Here is a 20426-nt window from a genome sequence, read left to right on the forward strand (position 1 = left end):
GCAAGGCTAGAAGATGCGTTTTTCCTTTCTCCCCATTGTCATCCTGATGATGCCCATTCTCGAAATTGCCGGCTTCATTATTGTCGGCAAAGCCATAGGCCTCTGGCTGACCCTGGCACTCGTTCTCTTCACGTCGTTTCTCGGATTGCTCATCCTGCGCCTCGGCGGCATCGGCATGGTGAGAAATCTTCAGGATGCGGGACGCACCGGCGCCCAGCCGGCGGACGAGCTGGTCAATGGCGCCATGCGGGTCGTTGCCGGGATCCTGCTTATCATCCCCGGTTTCATCACTGACATCCTCGGCCTTCTGCTTCTGTCGACCACGGTGCGGCGTTTTTTCTGGAAGGCTTTCGGACCGCGTGTCGTCGTGGCGGGTTCGTTCCGCCAATCGGGCCGGCAATCAGGTCATCAGGCCGGTCCACAGCCGGGAGACTATTCCGGGTTCCGCAATGGTTCGGAACATGCGGGCAATTCGAAAGTGGTTGATCTGGACGAGGAGGAGTTTCACCGTGAAGAGCAGAAGGGCTCTCCATGGTCGCACAAGCCGGATGATCGCGATCTGCCCAAGCCCTGATCCACCCCTCAGAACCGATGTAAGGCCCCGATCACGAAGGGTTGTAAGGCTCCGGTCGAAATGATAGACCGCCATCCACGAATTCACGCCGCGAGGAAACGTAATGACCGCTGAAAATGGTGCACAGGGCGCAGTTAGTCCTTCCCTCAACATTCTTACCCAGTACATCAAGGATCTTTCCTTTGAAAATCCGGGCGCACCTCGTTCGCTTCAGGCTCGTGACAATGCGCCGGCGATCAACATCAACGTCAATGTCAACGCAAACCCGATCTCCGGTTCGGATTTCGACGTTGTTCTGTCGCTGAATGCGGAAGCCAAGGATGGTGACAAGGTCCTGTTCGCGGCCGAGCTGGTTTATGGCGGCGTGTTCCGCATTGCCGGTTTCCCGCAGGAGCACATGCTGCCGGTGCTGTTCATTGAATGCCCCCGCCTGCTGTTCCCCTTCGCCCGCCAGATCATTGCGGACGTTACCCGCAACGGTGGTTTCCCTCCGCTGATGATCGACCCGATCGATTTCGCTCAGATGTTCGCCCAGCGCGTTGCCGAAGAGCAGGCCAGAGCCAAGGTTCAGGCCGTACCGAACTGAAGCCTTCAACAGCCTTCAAAAAAACAAACCCGGGTTCTTCGCCCGGGTTTTTCTTTGCCTTCATTTTTCTTTTTCGGCATTCGCAGTTTTTGGGTCTGAGCAGATCTTCAATTCTGGTAACGGTTCCAGATCGCCTTGTCGCCCATGCCGAGAACGAGCTTGCCATGGGCTGCAACCGTCTCCGTATCCAGCCGCGACGCCAATGCCCTCGGCCTCTGTAGCGGCTCGAGTGGCACATCGTCCTCAATGATGACTGCTTCCTGCTTGGCGGCGGAACCGAAACCGAGGGCCGTCTGACGCCCGCCGATCATTTCGATATAAACTTCTGCAAGCAATTCGGAGTCGAGAAGCGCGCCGTGCTTTGTGCGATGGGAATTGTCGATACCGTAACGCCGGCAAAGCGCATCCAGGGAATTCGGTCCCATCGGGTTCTTGCGACGGGCGAGCGAAAGCGTGTCCGTCACCAGATCGGCTGCAACTGGCTCAATGCCGAGACGGGCAAATTCCGCATTGATGAAACCCATATCGAATGTCGCATTATGCGCCACCCAGCGGGCACCCTCGAAAAAATCGCGGATCTGATCGACGACTTCGGCGAATTTCGGCTTGTCTTTCAAGAAGTCATCGGTGATGCCGTGAACCGCAAGCGCGTCCGGATGAACCTTGCGGTCTTCCGGGCTGATATAAAGATGCAGCGTCCGGCCGGTCGGAAAATGGTTGATAAGCTCAATGCCGCCGATTTCAATCACACGATCCAGTTTCGATTCAAGGCCCGTGGTTTCCGTATCGAAAATGATCTCACGCATTATTCTCTCCGTGACCCGTCTTGGCCAATCTCTGCAATATTCCTCTTACCTGATCCCGTGCCGCTTCGACACCATTTCCGCTATCGATGACGAAATCGGCGCGCTGGCGTTTTTCGGCGTCTGGCATCTGCCGGGCCAAGATCATTTCAAATTTCTCTTGCGTCATGCCGGGCCGGGATAAAACCCGCTGCCGTTGAATATCCGGCGCGCAGCTCACCACCACTATCTTATCGACACGCTTCTCCGCCCCGGTTTCAAACAGCAGTGGAATATCGAGAAGGGCGAACTGGCGACCATCTTCCCTCACCTCCGCCAGAAAGGCTTCCTGGCTTTCACGGACCAGCGGGTGGACAATCGCTTCGAGTCTGCTGAAATTAGCCGGATTCCCGCGCAGAACTTCAGCGAGTTTCTGCCGATCCACAGCGCCGGAAATGCTGGTACCGGGAAAGGCCGCTTCAATCAGCGGAACCGCTTGTCCACGATAAAGCGCGTGTACGACCTCGTCCGAATCCAGAACCGGAACGCCTTCTTCGGCAAACAGCTTCGCCGTCGTCGTTTTCCCCATTCCTATCGAGCCGGTGAGACCGATGACGATCATCAATGTTTCTCCATGTCCGCAATGATCAGGGAGCGGAGAGTTTCATCGACTTGCGGCATTTCACCGAACCATCGCTGGAAGCCGGGTTTTGCCTGGTGAAGCAGCATGCCGAGCCCATCCACCGTTGTTATGCCCTGCGCTTCCGCCATCTTCAGAATTGGTGTTTTCAACGGTACATAGATGATATCAGTCACGACGGCGTTGGTGGCGAGTGGCGAAAAATCGAATTCAGGCGCTTCGGTGCCGTCCATGCCGAGCGATGTCGTATTCACGAAAAGCCTGGCACCCCGCATGACTTCATGAAGTGCCGCCTGCGGGTGCGAAAAAACCCGGGGGCCAAAACGGTCGGCCAGTTCCCGCGCGCGCTCAACTGTGCGATTCAGGACGTGGATTTCGGCAATGCCCCGATCGCGCAGGGACTGAATGACCGCCCGGCTCGCACCGCCGGCTCCCAAAACCACCGCACGGTCGGTCTTGTCCCAGCCGGGATGGCGCTCATCGAGATTGGCGACAAAACCATAACCATCCGTATTGGTGGCGTGGAGCTTACCTTCTTCCACCCAGATGGTGTTGGCGGCACCCAGTTCTTCCGCCAGAGCATCGGGGCTGTCGGCTAAGTTATAAGCCGCTTCCTTGTGCGGAATGGTGACGTTGCCTCCAACCGCCGTACCCGGTTTGGCTTCCTTAAGTGTGGCAATGAAATTCGGAAAATCGTCCGGAGAAACTTCCACAGCCCTATAGGACCCGGCAATGCCGAATTTCTTTAGCCAGTAGGAATGAATGATCGGTGAGCGCGAATGCTTGATCGGGTAACCCGCGACGAAGGCGTTTATGGTTAATGTTTCACGTGAATCAGCCATCGATGACATCCATCTCGCGCAGTTTCGATAAAAGTGGCAAAAGCGGCAGGCCAAGAATCGTGAAATAATCCCCCTCGATGGAGGTGAATAGCTGGATTCCCTCCCCTTCGAGCTGGTAGGCGCCGACGCTGGTCAGGGCTCTGTCACCCACCCGCTGCAAATGACGGGAGACAAATTCGGCGGTCAAAATCCGCACGGCAAGTTCCGCGCTGGAGACCGTCTGCCATATCACCTCACCGCCATGAACGAGAACAGCAGCACTGTTCAGCCGATGAACCTTACCTGACAATGACAGCAGATGGGCTTCGGCCTCCGCCATGGTTTTCGGCTTATGATAGACACGGGTCCCGAGCGCCATGGTCTGGTCACATCCAAGAACCAGCGCCGCCGGATGCAGCCTGCCGACTGCAAGGGCCTTTGCCTTTGCCAGTTCCAGCGCGACCTCTTCCGGGTTCGCACCGTCTCGTTCCAGCTGCTCATCAAGCGCACGCTCATCAATATCCGCGGGTATTGCAGAAAATGTCAGCCCCGCATTGCGCATCAGCATCTGGCGGGATGCACTGGACGAGGCGAGGATCAACTCTTGTTTCATCGACTGTCTGCTCCGAATGGTGAGATTCGGATTATCGTGTCCTTTGGCGAAGGGCAAGGATGGCAGCGGCCGTTTCCTCAATGGAACGGCGTGTGACATCGATCAGCGGCCAATTGTTGCGGGCGCAGAGCGAACGGGCATATTTCAGCTCTTCCATGATGGTGGCGCGATCCGTGTAGCGGCCGCTGTCAAATCCGCCCGTCACACCGAGTTCGCGGTTCTCGCGCACCTGCGATATGCGGTCTGACGTCGCGACAAGACCAACGATCAGCGGGCGGGTGGCTGCATAGAGGCTATCGGGCAGGGGCACATTGGGAACAACAGGTATATTCGCGGTCTTTATTCCCCGGTTGGCGAGGTAGATGCTGGTTGGAGTTTTTGACGTCCGGCTGATGCCGATGATGACGATATCGGCCTCATCATAGGTTTCCGGCATTTGCCCGTCATCATGATCCATGGCGAAATTGAGCGCTTCGATCCGCGCAAAATAATCGGCATTCAACGCATGCTGCGCCCCCACCCGTCGTCGCGATGGCGCACCGAGATAGGTCTGGAAAATGCCGATGATCGGTTCAAGGACATTAACGCAGGGAACGCCGATCGCATGGCAGCGCAGATCCAGGAACTCGGCCAGCTGCTGGTCGACGATGGTATAAAGAACGATGCCCGGTTCCTTGTCGATGAGATCCACGACCTGGCCGAGCTGTTTCTGGTTCCTGATCATTGGATAAACATGTTCCACCGGCATTGATGCATGGAACTGGGCCGAGACGGCGCGACCCGCCGACATGAGAGTCTCTCCCGTTGAGTCCGAAATCAGGTGCAGATGGAAGAAGCTTTTTTTGTTCTCCACGCTGTTTTTCTCCCGCTGTTGATAAACCGGGACAAACTTCAAAATTGTCCTGAGGGCCGAGCCGCGACGTGAATAAGGTGGTGTTTTTCCACAATCCGCAAGTGGCTGCAATCCTGCCCGGCGTGCCTGTGAATTACTGGAAGAATGTAAAACTGTTCAAACTTTTCCCCAGATTATCCACAGATGGGATGATTTCGGTTGGAAATCTAAAGTACTGAAATTATTCTGAAAATATCTGTTTTCCCATTTAGCTCGCGATGCTGCGCCGAGCAATATCCGCTGGTGGTCATCAAACCCTGCCGCTGCGGCATTTCGACTGGAATGATTTTAATCCTTGCTACCCACAGACTCTAAGAAATAGAAAATCTTTTAAATCTCTTTGATTTTATTTTTTAGAAGTTGGGTGCCATGAGCGAACGCAAGGTAATGATGGTGTTGAACGGGCAGACGGTCACACCGCCACCCATATGGCTGATGCGTCAGGCGGGACGCTATCTTCCGGAGTACAGGGAAACGCGAAAGAGCGCGGGAAGTTTCCTTGATCTCTGTTATAATCCCGAGCTGGCAACTGAAGTGACCCTTCAGCCCATTCGCCGGTTCGGGCTTGATGCCGCCATTCTCTTTTCCGATATCCTGGTGATACCGGATGCGCTTCATCGCAATGTATCCTTCAGCGAAGGAAAGGGTCCGGCCATGGATCCGATCGATGTACGCGGCATCGAGAAGCTGGATTCGACGGATGTGATGGCGCATCTTGCGCCCGTTTTCGAAACCGTTTCGCGTCTGCGCACGACGTTGCCGGATGAAACGACGCTTCTTGGCTTCTGCGGTGCGCCCTGGACAGTTGCGACCTATATGATCGCCGGCCATGGGACACCGGATCAGGCGCCAGCGCGGCTGTTCGGGTATCAGGAACCCGCAGCCATGGAAAAGCTGCTGGCTTTTCTTGCCGATGTTTCCGCCGATTATCTGGTGGCGCAGATCGATGCCGGTGCTGATGCGGTGCAGATTTTCGATTCCTGGGCCGGCGTGCTCGGTGAAAAGGAATTCGAGGAATATGCCGTAAAGCCGGTTGCCCGTATTATCGCATCGGTGCGTGCTCGCCGGCCCTCAGCAAAGATCATCGCTTTCGCCAAGGGTGCCGGTTATCTTCTCAAGGATTATCGTCGTAAAACGGGCGCAGATGCCATCGGGCTCGACTGGTCTGTGCCGTTGACCTTCGCCCGGGACTTGCAGAAGGAAGGCCCTGTACAGGGCAATCTGGACCCGATGCTGATGGTGGCGGGCGGCAGGGCGTTGCAGGATGGCATCGATGCGGTGCTGCAGGCGCTCGGACAGGGCCCACTGATTTTCAATCTCGGCCATGGCATCACGCCGCAGGCTGACCCGGAAAACGTTGCAAGACTGGTGCAGCGGGTGCGTGCTGGCGGAGCCGCAGTATGAGCGAGGAGAAACAGACCTCCGCCCGCTCCGGAAACAGGGCAGCCCTGCGGGCTGGTATCGCACTCGGTGTCTTTGCGGTTTTTGTTGCGCTGTTGTTTTACGCCGATCCAGCCGATCTCTATCTCTGGATCAAGGCGCTGCATATTATCGCGGTCATTTCCTGGATGGCGGCGATTTTTTATCTGCCGCGGCTCTTCATCTATCATACCGACGCGCCCGCCGGTTCGCAGCAATCCGAAACCTTCAAGGTGATGGAGCAGCGCTTGATCAAGGTGATCATGAACCCGGCAATGATGATAAGCTGGATATTGGGGCTCTATCTGGGATGGTCGGTTTACGGTTTTTCCGGCGGCTGGTTACACGCGAAAATCGGGCTGGTCGTGCTTCTAACAGCCACTCACGTTTATTTCACCCGCAGCGCCAGACGTTTCGCGAGGGATGAAAACACCCGACCTGCCCGTCACTGGCGGTTGATGAACGAGGTTCCAACCGTGCTGATGATCCTCATTGTCATACTTGTGGTTGTGAAACCGTTTGGTTAAAGGGCTTTCACGATAAATTTCGCGGAATTCGTGCTTTCCTCTTGCAGCGGCCGTATTCAGTCGCTATTTTCAGGCCACTCATCTTCGTGGCATGTGAATTACTCAGTCATCTGCGGCATTTCCCACAGCATCTGATTCGCGAACACGCCCTCCCCCGACATTACATTATTAGACGGTCTTCCCTTCATGGCTGAAATGAAGCTTCAGGAACTTAAGAGCAAATCGCCTACCGACTTGCTGACTTTTGCCGAATCCCTGGAAGTTGAAAATGCGAGCACCATGCGCAAGCAGGAGCTTATGTTCGCAATCCTCAAGGTTCTCGCGAGCCAGGACATCGAAATCATCGGCGAAGGTGTCGTTGAAGTCCTGCAGGATGGTTTCGGGTTCCTGCGATCCGCAAACGCAAACTACTTGCCCGGTCCGGACGATATTTATATTTCCCCCTCGCAAATCCGCCGCTTCTCTTTGAAGACCGGTGACACTGTCGAGGGACCGATCCGTGGTCCCAAGGAAGGCGAACGTTATTTCGCGCTTCTGAAGGTGAACACGATCAATTTCGACGATCCGGAAAAGATTCGTCACAAGGTTCACTTCGACAACCTTACGCCGCTCTACCCGAATGAGCGCTTCAAGATGGAACTGGATGTCCCGACATCGAAGGATCTGTCGTCGCGCGTGATCGATCTCGTCGCACCGCTCGGCAAGGGCCAGCGTGGTTTGATCGTCGCGCCGCCGCGTACCGGTAAAACGGTTCTGCTGCAGAACATCGCGCACTCCATCACGGCGAACCATCCGGAATGTTATCTGATCGTTCTCCTGATCGACGAACGCCCGGAAGAAGTCACCGACATGCAGCGCTCGGTTAAGGGCGAGGTTGTTTCCTCCACCTTCGACGAACCGGCTGTCCGTCACGTCCAGGTCGCTGAAATGGTCATCGAAAAGGCGAAGCGTCTTGTCGAACATGGCCGTGACGTTGTGATCCTGCTCGACTCCATTACCCGTCTCGGCCGCGCCTATAACACTGTTGTTCCCTCTTCCGGCAAGGTTCTGACCGGCGGTGTGGACGCCAACGCCCTGCAGCGCCCAAAGCGCTTCTTCGGCGCTGCGCGTAACATCGAAGAAGGCGGTTCGCTGACGATCATCGCAACGGCGCTCATCGACACGGGCAGCCGTATGGATGAAGTGATCTTCGAAGAGTTCAAGGGTACCGGCAACTCGGAAATCGTGCTTGATCGCAAGGTTGCCGACAAGCGTATCTTCCCGGCGCTGGATATTCTCAAATCCGGTACCCGTAAGGAAGACCTGCTGGTGCCACGTCAGGACCTGCAGAAGATCTTTGTTCTGCGTCGTATTCTCGCGCCGATGGGAACGATGGATGCCATCGAGTTCCTGATCGACAAGCTGAAGCAGACCAAGAACAATTCCGATTTCTTCGAATCGATGAATACCTGATCCGGAGTTTAGCCGGATTCATCTAAAAACCTTGAAGCCGCGTCCGTTTGTTCGGATGCGGCTTGACTGTTTTAAACCGAGGTGAGTGATGCCAGCTTCCGCCGATACGATCTATGCGCTTTCAAGCGGCGCTCTGCCGGCGGGCGTTGCCGTGATCAGGGTCAGTGGTCCCCAAGCATTCCTGGCTATAACGACGCTGACAGGTCGAGAAATCCCGTCACCAAGGCGGGCTGTTTTGAGTTCGATTCGGGATCGAAACGATGAAATCATTGATCAGACACTGATCCTCGCTTTTCCTGCGCCAAATTCCTTCACGGGTGAAAACTGCGTCGAGATACACAGCCATGGTAGCCGCGCGGTGCTCGCCTCAGTTTTTGCCGAGCTGGAGAATCTGGAGGGGTTTCGTCCTGCGGATGCCGGTGAATTTTCCCGCCGCGCTTTTGAAAACGGCAAGATGGACCTTCTCGAAGTCGAAGGGCTGGCCGACCTGCTACAGGCGGAAACCGAAATGCAGCGGCGTCTTGCAGTGGAACAGAGCACCGGAAAGCTTTCCGCGCTCTACGATGGCTGGGCAGGTCGCTTAACGCGTGCCCGCGCCTTGATTGAAGCGGAGCTGGACTTCGCCGATGAAGACGATGTACCGGACTCGGTCGCAACTCAGGTGTGGGAGGCGATGTCGCAGTTGCGGGGGGAGATCGCCGATCATCTTCGCCAGGGTAATGGTGGCGAAATTATCCGTGATGGGTTTAAGATCGCATTGGTGGGTGAGCCGAACGCCGGTAAATCTACCTTGCTTAACGCTCTAAGCGGTCGTGACGTTGCGATCGTCACCGATATAGCGGGCACGACGCGGGACGTTCTGAGTGTTGATATTGATCTGGATGGTTACCTTGTCCGGATATTCGACACGGCGGGCATTCGAGAGACCGAGGATGTCGTCGAAAAGGAGGGCGTGCGGCGAGCGAAATTAACAGCTGAGAATGCGGATCTCATTTTGCTGCTTCAGGACAATGATTCGCTCCCGAAACAATCCTTCATTTCATTTGGTAATACTCGTCACCTCTATCTGCGCACGAAGTCGGCTCTCTCTACAGATTCCGCAGAAAATGCCTTTGACCTTTCTATCTCTGCCAAAGAGGGACATGGGCTGGATGAATTGCGAGCGGTGATCAACCAGGAGATCAGGAACAGGGTTGGTGCTGGCCAGACGCTGGTTCCAGCCCGCGCCCGTCACAAAAAACGGCTTGAAGAGACGCTGAACTATGTTAGTGATGCGCTGGAGTCCGAAGCCATGGACCTTGCGATAAGGTCAGAATATTTACGGCTTGCGGCGACATCGCTTGGGCGCATAACCGGCCGTGTCGATGTGGAAGATTTGCTAGGCGTAATCTTCTCGGAATTCTGCATAGGAAAATGATTCACGTGAAACATTGGCTCCCGCGGTGGCTATGTGGATGATTTAGGATAAGGCGCAGGGACATGCACCAATCATATGATGTCATAATTATCGGCGGTGGCCACGCCGGCAGTGAAGCTGCCGCCGCCGCGGCGCGACATGGCGCAAAAACCGCCCTCATCACCCATAAGCGCGAGACGATAGGCGTGATGTCCTGCAACCCTGCGATTGGCGGTCTCGGCAAGGGGCATCTGGTTCGTGAGATTGATGCGCTTGACGGCTTGATGGGCAGGGTCGCTGATGCTGCCGGTATCCAGTTCCGTATGCTTAATCGTAAAAAGGGTCCGGCCGTTCGCGGGCCGCGGACGCAGGCTGACAGACGACTTTACCGCGAGGCGATGCAGCGTGAAATCGACGCGATTGAAAATCTGACGATTATCGAGGGCGATGCCTTCGATATCGAGATGGCGGATGACCGTGTCTCCGCCGTTATTATGGCGAATGGTAGCCGGATTCCGTGTGGGGCGGCTGTTCTGACCAGTGGCACTTTTTTGCGTGGCCTGATTCATATCGGTTCCGAAAAGATTCCTGCCGGTCGTGTCGGGGAAAAGCCATCGGTGGGTCTCTCCGAGACACTTTCTCGTCTTGGCTTGGTTATGGGGCGATTGAAAACCGGCACGCCTGCCCGGCTCGATGGTCGCACCATTCACTGGGATGCTGTCGATCGACAGGGGGCGGATGAAGATCCGGTGCCTTTTTCCTTCATGACGGATCAGATTCTCAACCCGCAGATCGAGTGTGGCGTAACCCGCACGACGCCGGCCGGTCATAAGATTATCCAGGACAATATTCATCTTTCGGCGATGTATTCCGGGCAGATCGAGGGAGTTGGCCCACGCTATTGCCCGTCCATCGAAGATAAGATCACCCGTTTTGGGGAACGGGATGGCCATCAGATATTTCTGGAACCAGAGGGTCTGGACGACCACACTATTTATCCGAATGGTATCTCGACCTCCCTTCCCGCTTCCGTGCAGGAACAGTTTATTCGTATGATACCAGGGCTCGAACAGGTCACTATTCTTCAGCCCGGTTACGCCATCGAATATGACTATGTCGATCCGCGGGAGCTCAAGCCCTCGCTTGAATGCCGCAAAATTCCTGGCCTGTTCCTGGCGGGGCAGATCAACGGCACCACTGGTTATGAAGAAGCCGGCGCTCAGGGTCTTGTTGCGGGGCTGAACGCTTCTCTTTATGCTAGCAATACCGATCCGCTCTATTTCAGCCGAACGGAATCCTATATCGGCGTCATGGTCGATGATCTGACCTCGAAGGGCGTAAGCGAACCCTACCGGATGTTTACATCGAGGGCCGAATACCGGCTTTCCCTGCGTGTGGATAATGCCGATTTGCGGCTGACGCCAATTGGCCAAAAAGCCGGGATTATCGGTTCCAAGCGCGAAAAGCGCTTTGAGGCATTTATTGCTGATCTGGAAGCGGGTCGTGAGCTGATGAAGGCAGCGACCATCAGCCCTTCCCAGGCGGCGAAACAGGGATTGAAGCTCAATCAGGATGGTCAGCGCCGTTCCGTTTATGAATTGCTCGCTTACCCTGATATAACACTGGATGTTCTTACGCAGCATTGGCCGGAGCTGCAGTCGCTTCGCGGCAAGGTTGCGGAAACTCTGGAAATTGAAGCAAGTTATGCGGTTTATATGCAGCGGCAGAGCGCGGATATTGTTGATATCAAACGGGATGAAGACAGGAAAATCCCGGATGATTTCGATTTCCAAAGTCTCTCAGGTCTTTCCAATGAACTGAAACAAAAGTTGGAAAAGGTCCGCCCCGAGAACATTGCGCAGGCTGCACGTGTTGACGGTATGACGCCGGCTGCTATATCGCTGCTGCTTGCCCTACTGCGAAAAAGTTCCGCTGGGCAAGGCGAAAAATTACGCATGCACCAATAGCGAGTCGGATTATGAAGATAAACGGCCAGAGTGTTTCACGTGAAACACATGAGAGGCTCGAACACTTTGTCGAGCTTTTTAAGAAGTGGAATAAAACCACCAACCTGGTCGCGCCCTCCACTCTCACAGAGCTTTGGAGTAGGCATGTGGCCGACAGCGCCCAAATATTCCAGCTCTCTCCCAAGGTACAACGATGGGCTGACTTAGGCAGCGGCGGCGGTTTCCCGGGCGTTATAACCGCTATCTTTCTCGCGGAACTCGGCGATGGTTGGGTAGATCTGGTCGAAAGCAACAATAAAAAGGCTGCATTTTTGCGGATTGCCCTAAAGGAAACCGGGGCGAGAGGTAGCGTTCATCCGATAAGGATCGAAAAAGCGCCTGAAATTGTCAAAACCTGCGATGCCGTTTCCGCGCGAGCACTGGCCGAGCTTGATCTGCTTTTCGACTATATTCATCCCTGGGCGCAGAATAATCCAAACCTCAAGGCCTATTTTAATAAAGGCCGGGATTATGATTCCGAAGTGCAGAAAGCGCATGGTCGCTGGCAGTTTGATCTGGTAAAACATCAGAGTGCCATTGAGGCAGATTCTGTTGTTCTTGAAATCAGCAACCTCACTTTGAGACGCTGACAAGCTGGCCAGGTGCGGCATGACTTTTGAAAAAAACCGGATTATCGCAGTCGCAAACCAGAAAGGTGGGGTTGGAAAAACAACGACCGCCATTAATCTGGCAACGGCGCTGGCTGCTATTGGTGAGCGCGTACTGATCGTTGATCTGGACCCGCAGGGAAATGCCAGCACGGGGCTGGGGATTGACCGCAAGGAACGTAAACTTTCTTCTTATGATCTTCTGGTGGGCGATCGCACCATAGGCGAAGTTGCCGTTCCGACGGCAGTTCCAAATCTCGATATTGTGCCGTCGACCATGGATTTGCTCGGTTTCGAGATGCAGGTTGCCAATGTTTCCAACCGGGTCTTTCTGTTGCGCGCGGCCATGGAAACGCAAGAGGCAAGAGATTATTCCTATATTCTCGTCGATTGCCCGCCCTCTTTCAATCTTCTGACCATGAACGCCATGACGGCCGCCCACTCTGTGCTGGTGCCGCTGCAGTGTGAGTTCTTTGCTCTGGAGGGTCTTAGCCAGTTGCTGGATACTGTCAGCCAGATCCGCAGCTCGGTTAATCCGCAGCTTGATATACAGGGTATTGTTCTGACGATGTTTGATGCGCGGAACAATCTTGCGCAACAGGTTGTTACGGATGTGCGTACTCATTTGGGAGAAAAGGTTTACCACACGCTTATTCCGCGTAATGTTCGCGTGTCAGAAGCGCCGTCCTATGGTAAACCGGCAATTCTTTATGATCTGAAATGCGCCGGTAGCCAGGCTTATTTGCAGTTGGCATCGGAAGTGATCCAGAGAGAGCGGCTGCGCAAAGCCGCCTGACGTCCGCCGGAATGTATGGAGTAATATCTTATGAGTGATGATCTTTCCAAGCGTCGACTCGGACGCGGTCTTGCTGCATTGATCGGCGAAATGGATCAGCCAATGCCGGTGGGCGAGCCGCAGCGCACCGTCAATGCTGACCGCACCATTCCGATTGAATTCATCGCTCGCAGCCAGAGAAACCCAAGACGTCATTTCGATGAGAATGAATTACAGGATTTAGCCGCATCCATTCGCCAGCATGGAATTGTGCAGCCTGTGGTCGTACGGACGGTTGCAGCCAACCGTTACGAGATTATTGCCGGTGAAAGACGCTGGCGTGCGGCGCAGCTGGCTGGTTTTACCGATGTGCCTGTCATCGTTCGAGATGTGGACGACCGCACGGCACTGGAGCTGGCCATTGTTGAGAACGTTCAACGTTCAGACCTGAACCCGCTTGAAGAGGCGATGGGTTATGAACAGCTGATTGCCGAACACGGCTATACCCAGAATGATCTCGGCGAGATTATTGGCAAGAGCCGTAGCCATGTTGCAAACAGCCTTCGGCTTCTGAAACTTCCCGATCCGGTACGGGACATGCTTGCAGACGGTTCCTTATCCGCAGGTCACGCGCGGGCGCTTGTTTCCACGTCTGATCCGGCAAATCTGGCGCGGACGATCGTCTCCAAGGGATTGTCGGTGCGTGATGCTGAGCGTCTGGCACAGAACGATATCAAGTCACAGGGTGACGTGACAGAAAAGCGGCCGACGGCTGAGAAGGATTCTGATACGGTTGCGTTGGAGCGCAGCCTGTCGGACGCCCTGGGGCTTGATGTGAAGATCAGCCACAAGGGTGGTTCGGGGCAAATCCGCATTGGATATCGGACGCTTGAACAGCTGGAAGCGATCTGCCGGCTTCTGGAACAAAAATAGTCAACTATCTGTTTTTGTTGATAAATACCCGCTTAAGGCGGGTATTTTCGTTTTGGCGCGGCTCAAAAGTCGATTGCACGGCCTTTTATCTCATAGTCGCCGAAACGAACGGGTTCGGCACCGCCGCGGCCGCCCGTTTCCGGCGGCAATTGAAGGTCTGCCTGTTGCCGGCGTCTCTCTTCGGCTTCTTTCAGGGCACGCTCAGCTGCCGGAGATAGCCGTCTCGGCGTTTCCGCGCCGTTGTCATTATCCGCATCTTGCATGAGAAATCCTCCCTATGACGGGATATTGAAATATGTTTGGCGTTTACCAGATTATATAATCAGGTGGGGTTTAGAAACCCCACAATGGTTTCCGATGAACGACAAGGAGATTTTAACGGATGAACATGATGCGCACGGCAATGCTTCTGGCCTTCATGACGGCATTGTTCATGGGTGTCGGTTTTCTGATCGGCGGCAAGGGCGGCATGATGATTGCCCTTCTCATTGCTGCGGGTATGAACCTCTTCTCCTATTGGAATTCGGATAAAATGGTCCTCTCCGCCTATCGCGCGCGGGAGATTGACGAGGCCAATGCACCCGAATTTTTCCACATGATCCGCGATCTCTCGCACAATGCCGACCTGCCGATGCCGAAGGTCTATATTTACGACAGCGCCCAGCCCAACGCCTTTGCGACAGGACGGAACCCGCAGAATGCCGCAGTGGCGGCCTCCACGGGTCTGCTGGAGCGTCTTACCCCGGAAGAAGTGGCCGGCGTTATGGCGCATGAGTTGGCGCATGTGCAGAACCGCGACACGTTGACCATGACGATCACGGCCACGCTGGCGGGTGCTATCTCCATGCTCGGTAATTTCGCTTTCTTCTTTGGCGGCAACCGCGAAAATAACAATAATCCGTTCGGCTTTATCGGTGTGCTGGTTGCGATGATCGTTGCGCCGCTCGCCGCGATGCTGGTGCAGATGGCAATCAGCCGTACGCGGGAATATTCCGCCGACCGCCGCGGTGCGGAAATCTGTGGGAACCCGCTGTGGCTTGCCTCGGCGTTGCAGAAAATCTCCGGTATGGCGCAGCAAATTCACAATGACGATGCTGAGCGCAACCCGGCAACAGCGCACATGTTCATCATCAATCCCCTTTCCGGTGAGCGCATGGACAATCTCTTCTCCACGCATCCGAATACGGAAAACCGCGTGGCAGCGCTGCATGCCATGGCACAGGAGTTTTCCCCGCGAGCATCGACGCCGTCGCCATCGGGTGGTAGACCTCTGCGCAAATCAGGCTCCGTTCCCAATACGGGACGAAGCAACGAAAACGAGCGCAAGGGACCGTGGTCTTGACATCCGATATTCAGAATAAGCCGGCCCGGTCCAAAAAAACGAGATCTGGACAAGCGAGACCGGGACAAGGCAGGGGCCGCGAAGACGGCCCTTCGTCGTTCGAGGATAAGCCAGGCCTTGCTGCGCGCATCGCCGCGACCCGAATTCTCGCTGCCGTTCTGGAAAAGAAGACCTCGCTTGATGGCATGCTGGATAGCGAAAATGGCAATCCCGTCTATCGGGCGCTTTCCATTGCGGACAGGGCGCTGGTGAGAGCCATCGTCAACAGTGCGCTTCGCCACCTTCCCCGCCTTGAGACGGCATTGTCGATGCTGCTTGACGGGCCGCTGCCACAGGGTGCGCGATCGCTGCACCATGTACTTGTCGTCGGCGCGGCGCAGATGCTTTATCTCGATGTCCCCGATCATTCCGCCGTCGATCTGGCGGTGGAGCAGGCCCATCGCGACCCCCGCAACAAGCGTTTCGTGAAGCTGGTCAATGCGGTTCTCAGGCGGCTTGGCCGGGAGAAAACGGAAATCGAGCAGGCCATTGCCGACGTGCCGGTGTTGCCGGACTGGTTCTATGCGCGGCTTGTTTCCGCTTATGGCGATGACGTGGCGCAACGGATTTCCGAAGCACAGCTGACGCCGTCCTCCATTGATCTTACAGTCAAGACCGATCCGACCCTGTGGGCGGAAAAGCTGGGCGGCACCGTTTTGCCGAATGGCAGTGTGCGCCTTGGAGATTTCGAAGGCCAGATTCCCTCGCTTGAAGGTTTTGCCGAGGGCGCCTGGTGGGTGCAGGATCTTGCCGCCAGCATGCCGGTGCGGTTGCTGGGCGATATCTCCGGCAAACGTGTTGCCGATCTTTGTGCCGCCCCCGGCGGTAAAACGGCCCAGCTGGCGCTGGCGGGTGCTAAAGTGACGGCGCTGGATCAGTCCGGCAATCGTCTGCGGCGTCTCAGGGAAAATCTCGACCGGCTTGGCCTCCATGCCGAAACGGTGGAGGTGAACATGTTGAAGTACCAGCCGAAGCAACTGTTTGACGCTGTTCTTCTCGATGCACCCTGTTCATCAACTGGCACGCTGCGCAAACATCCCGATGTCTGCTGGACCAAGGATGAAACGGACATTGCCAAACTTGCGGCTCTTCAGGGCCAGATGTTGCGGCATGCACTGACATTAGTGGGTTCTGGCGGTATCGTTGTGTTCTCCAACTGCTCGCTTGATCCTTCGGAAGGCGAAGAGATGATTGCGCAGGTTCTGGCGGAAAATCCAGATGTGGAGCGTATTGCCGTTCGCAAGGAAGACTGGCCCGGAATGGAACTGGCTGTCAGCTCCGAGGGTGATCTGCGAACGACGCCGGATATGTTCGGCGGTGTCGACGGGTTTTTTAGCAGTGTCTTGCTTAAGAAGTAGAAAAAAGCGAAGCTTTCGCGAATCATTGATATTTATCGATAATGTTCCGGTCATCGCGGTTCACTGATAAAAACAAAACATGTGAAGCGGGAAACACAGCTTGTTAGGGTCCTTTGCAGGCAGCATGAATGCGGCCGGTCTTCTTTCACGGATGGCGTATCGTCATCTGTGTGTCGGCCTCACACCTTTGCGTCTGCATGTGTCGCGGTTTGCCAATCGTGTTCCAGATGGTCTGGTGGCGGCACCGACGGATTTGAGGGCTATCGATCCTTATTTTGCCGAGGAATTGCTTCGTGGGCGGATTGCGCTTGCCGGTCGCGTCGTGGAAACCGGCGGTCTCTCGCCTTTTCAGGTGGATTATCCCTCACTTGTTTTTGAGGAGCGGTTGCACGCCTTCGGGTGGTTGCGGCATATCCGTTCCGACAGGTCTAGTGAGGCTTGCAAGCGGGCGCGTCGCATCGTTGCCGAATGGATTGCCCTGAACGGCAGGCGTGTTACCGGGACAGGCTGGTCTCCGGAGATCGCAGCCCAGCGGCTGATCGCCTGGCTGTCCCATTCACCCGTCGTTCTATTCGAGGCTGATGCCGGCTTTTATCGCCGTTTCCTCAAAAGTCTCGCCTTTCATGTGCGTTATCTGGACAGGATCGTCAAACATGCGCCGGATGGCGAGACGCGGCTGCGGATCAGGATTGCGCTTGCCATGGCCTCCATCGCCATGCCCACACGCCTTTCTCGCATCACCCGGCATGGAATGAAGCTGGCTCAGGAAATGGAGCGCCAGATCTTGCCCGATGGTGGGCATGTGTCCCGTAACCCACGGGTCATGCTGGATCTGCTGCTCGATCTTCTGCCGCTTCGGCAAAGTTATATCAATCTCGGTCACGATCTGCCCTCCGGGCTGGTGCCTGCGATAGACCGGATGTTTCCGGCCATCCGGTTTTTCCGGCATCAGGGTGGTGATCTGGCTCTGTTCAACGGCGCGACGGTGACACTTGCCAATGAGCTTGTCTCCGTGCTGCGTTATGACGAAACCGCCGGTCGGCCTTCGAAAATGTTGCCGGATGTCAATTACCATCGGCTTGCGACAGATGAGACCGTCATCATCGTCGACACGGGGTATCCCGGTTCGGCGGAGCTTTCCCGTAGTGCTCATTCGGGTTGCCTGTCTTTTGAAATGTCCTGCGGCAAGAACCGGTTCATCGTCAATTCGGGCTTTCCGAAAAACGCAGCTCCGGAATATCAGCGAGCCAGCCGGTCAACGGCCGCCCATTCCACCGTCACGCTTGCAGACACGTCGTCTTGCAGGCTGTCGCGCTCGAGATTGCTTGGGCCGATCATGATTTCCGGCGTCAGCCAGGTGGATAGCGAGCGTGGAACTGATGGAAACGGCAACGACGTCCTGCGGGCGTCGCATGATGGCTATCTGCAGAACTTTGGCTGCTATCATGAGCGGGAAATCGAGTTAAATGCCGCCGGAACGAAAATCAAAGGCCGTGACCTGCTCAGAGCCGACGAGAGTACGACGAAGACACAGTTACAGCTGATCTCGGCGGTTTCGCGTTTCCATATTCATCCTCATATTCAGTTGCACCAGCGGGATGAGGAGTCGGTTTATCTGGAAGCGGCGGATGGAACCACCTGGCTGTTTTCGGCGCCGGGGCTGGAGGTTTTCGTGACGGAAGATGTGTTCATGGCCGATGCATCCGGCATGCGGCCTTCGCAACAGATCGAGTTGCCTTTCAATCTCGCCAATACGCGGGAAATCCGCTGGATCATCGAACGCAAGGCCTGAGCCGTATCTCGTCCCGCAATCCGGGCGATTTCGCACGAAAACTGCCGATAGATTTCACCCTCCGTCATCCGTGCTGTTTATTAATCCGGTAAGCTGTGTTAACGCGGCGGCAATTGCTGGATCAATTCCATTTCAGCCTGTCCTCCCCGTTAAACGGAGTATGCCCGATGGCCGTCGTGTCCAAAAAAATCCCCGCCCCCGATAAAGTCAAAATCCGCACGGCGCTTCTTTCCGTGTCCGACAAGACTGACATCATCGAGCTGGCGACGGTTCTCTCCAAGCTGGGCGTCCGGCTGCTTTCGACTGGTGGAACGGCGAAGGCCATTGCCGATGCGGGACTGGCGGTGACGGATGTTTCCGAGGTGACCGATTTTCCCGAGATCATGGACGGCCGCGTCAAAACTCTTCACCCGAATGTGCATGGTGGGCTTCTGGCGATCCGGGATGATGCGGAACATGTCGAGGCGATGAAGAAACATGGTATCGAGGCGATCGATCTTTCCGTCATCAATCTTTATCCCTTCGAGGAAGTTCGCGCCAAGGGCGGCGATTATCCGACGACGGTGGAAAACATCGATATTGGCGGCCCGGCGATGATCCGCGCTTCCGCCAAGAACCATGCTTATGTCACCGTCGTTACCGATCCGTCCGACTATCCCGCGCTTGTCGAAGCCCTGCAGGCGGATGATGGCCAGACTTCCTATGCGCTGCGCCAGCGCTTTGCCGCCAAGGCCTATGCCCGCACGGCTGCCTATGACGCCGTGATTTCCAACTGGTTTGCTGAAGCGCTTTCCATCGAGACGCCGGATTACCGTGCCATCGGCGGAACGCTGAAGGAAAAGATGCGTTATGGCGAAAACCCGCATCAGAGCGCCGGTTTTTACCTGACCGGCGAAAAGCGTCCCGGCGTCGCAACCGCAACGCTGCTTCAGGGCAAGCAGCTTTCCTACAATAATATCAACGATACGGATGCGGCTTACGAGCTGGTAGCGGAATTCCTGCCTGAAAATGCGCCGGCAGTCGCCATCATCAAGCATGCCAACCCCTGTGGCGTTGCGACCGGTCCGACGCTTGCCGAAGCTTACAGGCGGGCACTGGCCTGCGATTCCGTCTCTGCCTTTGGCGGCGTCATTGCCTTGAACCAAACGCTGGATGCGGAAACGGCGGAAGAGATCGTCAAGCTCTTCACCGAGGTCATCATTGCACCTGACGTCACCGAAGAAGCCAAGTCCATCATTGCCCGCAAGCCGAACCTGCGCCTGCTGACTGCTGGCGGTCTGCCGGACCCACGCGCAGCCGGCATCACCGCAAAGACTGTTTCTGGCGGCCTGCTGGTGCAAAGCCGTGACAATGGCATGGTCGAAGATCTCGACCTTAAGGTTGTCACCAAGCGCGCGCCGACGGCGCAGGAGCTTGAAGACATGAAGTTTGCCTTCAAGATCGCCAAGCATGTGAAATCAAACGCGGTGATCTATGCCAAGGATGGGCAGACCGCAGGCATCGGCGCAGGCCAGATGAGCCGGGTGGATTCCGCCCGCATCGCCGCCCAGAAGGCGGAAGATGCGGCCAAGGCGCTTGGCCTTACTGAGCCGCTGACGCGCGGGTCTGCCGTTGCTTCGGAAGCCTTTTACCCCTTCGCCGATGGTTTGCTTGCTGCGATTGCCGCTGGCGCCACAGCTGTCATCCAGCCGGGCGGCTCCATGCGTGACCAGGAAGTGATCGACGCTGCAAACGAGCATAATGTGACGATGGTGTTCACCGGCATGCGCCACTTCCGCCATTAAGTTACGGATCGATAGTCAGCAAAAGTTAAGGCCCGGAAATCGCTTTCCGGGCCTTTTGTTTCACGTGGGACAGTTTCGATTTTTCGT

General features: G+C 55.8%; 20 protein-coding genes. 14 read left to right on the top strand and 6 right to left on the bottom strand.

The window, feature by feature from the left end; all coding sequences use genetic code 11:
- The first annotated feature begins 13 nt into the window (after positions 1-13).
- Together EXN68_RS17730 and secB are read left to right on the top strand one after the other, a co-directional pair.
- A complete protein-coding gene (locus EXN68_RS17730; RefSeq protein ID WP_142842129.1) occupies positions 14-574 on the top strand; it encodes an FxsA family protein in 561 nt (186 codons plus the stop codon).
- Positions 575-677: 103 nt separating this feature from the next.
- Positions 678-1160 (top strand): protein-export chaperone SecB, encoded by a 483-nt coding sequence (gene secB / locus EXN68_RS17735; protein WP_046799707.1) that lies wholly within the window; start codon positions 678-680, stop codon positions 1158-1160.
- Positions 1161-1267: 107 nt separating this feature from the next.
- Here secB and dnaQ read toward each other — a convergent pair whose 3' ends face one another.
- Genes dnaQ through EXN68_RS17760 form a run of 5 tightly spaced genes read right to left on the bottom strand, consistent with a single transcriptional unit; the run spans position 1268 to position 4869 of the window.
- Positions 1268-1966 carry a DNA polymerase III subunit epsilon gene (gene dnaQ, locus EXN68_RS17740; protein ID WP_142842130.1) on the bottom strand — a complete coding sequence of 233 codons (699 nt, stop codon included), beginning with the start codon at positions 1964-1966 and terminating at the stop codon, positions 1268-1270.
- Positions 1959-2564: a dephospho-CoA kinase gene (coaE, locus tag EXN68_RS17745; protein WP_142842131.1), complete on the bottom strand. Its 606-nt coding sequence runs from the start codon at positions 2562-2564 to the stop codon at positions 1959-1961. Before coaE ends, dnaQ begins: the two co-directional genes overlap by 8 nt.
- A complete protein-coding gene (locus tag EXN68_RS17750; protein ID WP_142842132.1) occupies positions 2564-3424 on the bottom strand; it encodes a shikimate dehydrogenase in 861 nt (286 codons plus the stop codon). Before EXN68_RS17750 ends, coaE begins: the two co-directional genes overlap by 1 nt.
- Positions 3417-4016: a Maf-like protein gene (locus EXN68_RS17755; RefSeq protein ID WP_142842133.1), complete on the bottom strand. Its 600-nt coding sequence runs from the start codon at positions 4014-4016 to the stop codon at positions 3417-3419. Before EXN68_RS17755 ends, EXN68_RS17750 begins: the two co-directional genes overlap by 8 nt.
- Positions 4017-4047: 31 nt before the next feature.
- Positions 4048-4869, bottom strand: coding sequence for a pyruvate, water dikinase regulatory protein (locus EXN68_RS17760; RefSeq protein ID WP_142842134.1), 822 nt, complete (start codon positions 4867-4869; stop codon positions 4048-4050).
- A gap of 408 nt (positions 4870-5277) precedes the next feature.
- Between EXN68_RS17760 and hemE the strand changes: the two genes are divergently transcribed.
- The 8 genes from hemE (at position 5278) to EXN68_RS17805 (ending at position 14024) form a co-directional block, all read left to right on the top strand.
- A complete protein-coding gene (gene hemE / locus EXN68_RS17770) occupies positions 5278-6312 on the top strand; it encodes a uroporphyrinogen decarboxylase (RefSeq protein WP_142842135.1) in 1035 nt (344 codons plus the stop codon).
- A complete protein-coding gene (gene hemJ, locus EXN68_RS17775; RefSeq protein ID WP_161991377.1) occupies positions 6309-6854 on the top strand; it encodes a protoporphyrinogen oxidase HemJ in 546 nt (181 codons plus the stop codon). The genes hemE and hemJ overlap by 4 nt, the downstream gene beginning before the upstream one ends.
- Before the next feature lie 186 nt (positions 6855-7040).
- Positions 7041-8306, top strand: a complete 1266-nt coding sequence (gene rho, locus EXN68_RS17780; protein WP_004444236.1) for a transcription termination factor Rho — start codon at positions 7041-7043, stop codon at positions 8304-8306.
- A gap of 88 nt (positions 8307-8394) precedes the next feature.
- Positions 8395-9723 (top strand): tRNA uridine-5-carboxymethylaminomethyl(34) synthesis GTPase MnmE, encoded by a 1329-nt coding sequence (gene mnmE / locus EXN68_RS17785; RefSeq protein WP_142842136.1) that lies wholly within the window; start codon positions 8395-8397, stop codon positions 9721-9723.
- A gap of 62 nt (positions 9724-9785) precedes the next feature.
- On the top strand, positions 9786-11669 hold the full coding sequence (mnmG, locus tag EXN68_RS17790; RefSeq protein ID WP_142842137.1) for a tRNA uridine-5-carboxymethylaminomethyl(34) synthesis enzyme MnmG: 1884 nt from the start codon (positions 9786-9788) through the stop codon (positions 11667-11669).
- A gap of 11 nt (positions 11670-11680) precedes the next feature.
- The gene (rsmG, locus tag EXN68_RS17795) at positions 11681-12298 is read left to right on the top strand and encodes a 16S rRNA (guanine(527)-N(7))-methyltransferase RsmG (RefSeq protein ID WP_142842138.1); all 618 of its coding nucleotides are present in this window, start codon (positions 11681-11683) and stop codon (positions 12296-12298) included.
- Between the two features lie 19 nt (positions 12299-12317).
- Positions 12318-13112 (top strand): ParA family protein, encoded by a 795-nt coding sequence (locus EXN68_RS17800; RefSeq protein WP_142842139.1) that lies wholly within the window; start codon positions 12318-12320, stop codon positions 13110-13112.
- Positions 13113-13142: 30 nt separating this feature from the next.
- Positions 13143-14024, top strand: coding sequence for a ParB/RepB/Spo0J family partition protein (locus EXN68_RS17805; protein WP_142842140.1), 882 nt, complete (start codon positions 13143-13145; stop codon positions 14022-14024).
- A gap of 62 nt (positions 14025-14086) precedes the next feature.
- Here the strand turns inward: EXN68_RS17805 and EXN68_RS17810 are convergent, their stop codons facing one another.
- Positions 14087-14287, bottom strand: coding sequence for a DUF1674 domain-containing protein (locus tag EXN68_RS17810; protein WP_142842141.1), 201 nt, complete (start codon positions 14285-14287; stop codon positions 14087-14089).
- Between the two features lie 119 nt (positions 14288-14406).
- Between EXN68_RS17810 and htpX the strand changes: the two genes are divergently transcribed.
- The 4 genes from htpX to purH all read left to right on the top strand — a co-directional run bounded on the left by htpX (position 14407) and on the right by purH (position 20339).
- On the top strand, positions 14407-15366 hold the full coding sequence (gene htpX / locus EXN68_RS17815) for a zinc metalloprotease HtpX (protein WP_142842142.1): 960 nt from the start codon (positions 14407-14409) through the stop codon (positions 15364-15366).
- The gene (locus EXN68_RS17820; RefSeq protein WP_142842143.1) at positions 15363-16763 is read left to right on the top strand and encodes an RsmB/NOP family class I SAM-dependent RNA methyltransferase; all 1401 of its coding nucleotides are present in this window, start codon (positions 15363-15365) and stop codon (positions 16761-16763) included. Before htpX ends, EXN68_RS17820 begins: the two co-directional genes overlap by 4 nt.
- Positions 16764-16887: 124 nt before the next feature.
- Positions 16888-18555 carry a heparinase II/III family protein gene (locus tag EXN68_RS17825; protein WP_161991395.1) on the top strand — a complete coding sequence of 556 codons (1668 nt, stop codon included), beginning with the start codon at positions 16888-16890 and terminating at the stop codon, positions 18553-18555.
- A gap of 167 nt (positions 18556-18722) precedes the next feature.
- On the top strand, positions 18723-20339 hold the full coding sequence (gene purH / locus EXN68_RS17830) for a bifunctional phosphoribosylaminoimidazolecarboxamide formyltransferase/IMP cyclohydrolase (protein ID WP_142842144.1): 1617 nt from the start codon (positions 18723-18725) through the stop codon (positions 20337-20339).
- Positions 20340-20426: the final 87 nt, after the last annotated feature.

The sequence above is a fragment of the Martinezella rhizogenes genome (assembly GCF_007002745.1).
Lineage (GTDB): Bacteria > Pseudomonadota > Alphaproteobacteria > Rhizobiales > Rhizobiaceae > Agrobacterium > Agrobacterium cucumeris.

Bases quoted from the DNA above. Each gene is read 5' to 3' on its own strand.
- mnmE (WP_142842136.1), top strand. From the start codon at position 8,395: ATGCCAGCTTCCGCCGATACGATCTATGCGCTTTCAAGCGGCGCTCTG.
- rsmG (WP_142842138.1), top strand. From the start codon at position 11,681: ATGAAGATAAACGGCCAGAGTGTTTCACGTGAAACACATGAGAGGCTC.
- EXN68_RS17755 (WP_142842133.1), bottom strand. From the start codon at position 4,016: ATGAAACAAGAGTTGATCCTCGCCTCGTCCAGTGCATCCCGCCAGATG.
- hemJ (WP_161991377.1), top strand. From the start codon at position 6,309: ATGAGCGAGGAGAAACAGACCTCCGCCCGCTCCGGAAACAGGGCAGCC.
- EXN68_RS17750 (WP_142842132.1), bottom strand. From the start codon at position 3,424: ATGGCTGATTCACGTGAAACATTAACCATAAACGCCTTCGTCGCGGGT.
- hemE (WP_142842135.1), top strand. From the start codon at position 5,278: ATGAGCGAACGCAAGGTAATGATGGTGTTGAACGGGCAGACGGTCACA.
- dnaQ (WP_142842130.1), bottom strand. From the start codon at position 1,966: ATGCGTGAGATCATTTTCGATACGGAAACCACGGGCCTTGAATCGAAA.
- purH (WP_142842144.1), top strand. From the start codon at position 18,723: ATGGCCGTCGTGTCCAAAAAAATCCCCGCCCCCGATAAAGTCAAAATC.
- secB (WP_046799707.1), top strand. From the start codon at position 678: ATGACCGCTGAAAATGGTGCACAGGGCGCAGTTAGTCCTTCCCTCAAC.
- EXN68_RS17800 (WP_142842139.1), top strand. From the start codon at position 12,318: ATGACTTTTGAAAAAAACCGGATTATCGCAGTCGCAAACCAGAAAGGT.
- EXN68_RS17805 (WP_142842140.1), top strand. From the start codon at position 13,143: ATGAGTGATGATCTTTCCAAGCGTCGACTCGGACGCGGTCTTGCTGCA.
- EXN68_RS17810 (WP_142842141.1), bottom strand. From the start codon at position 14,287: ATGCAAGATGCGGATAATGACAACGGCGCGGAAACGCCGAGACGGCTA.
- rho (WP_004444236.1), top strand. From the start codon at position 7,041: ATGGCTGAAATGAAGCTTCAGGAACTTAAGAGCAAATCGCCTACCGAC.
- coaE (WP_142842131.1), bottom strand. From the start codon at position 2,564: ATGATCGTCATCGGTCTCACCGGCTCGATAGGAATGGGGAAAACGACG.
- htpX (WP_142842142.1), top strand. From the start codon at position 14,407: ATGAACATGATGCGCACGGCAATGCTTCTGGCCTTCATGACGGCATTG.
- mnmG (WP_142842137.1), top strand. From the start codon at position 9,786: ATGCACCAATCATATGATGTCATAATTATCGGCGGTGGCCACGCCGGC.
- EXN68_RS17825 (WP_161991395.1), top strand. From the start codon at position 16,888: ATGAATGCGGCCGGTCTTCTTTCACGGATGGCGTATCGTCATCTGTGT.
- EXN68_RS17730 (WP_142842129.1), top strand. From the start codon at position 14: ATGCGTTTTTCCTTTCTCCCCATTGTCATCCTGATGATGCCCATTCTC.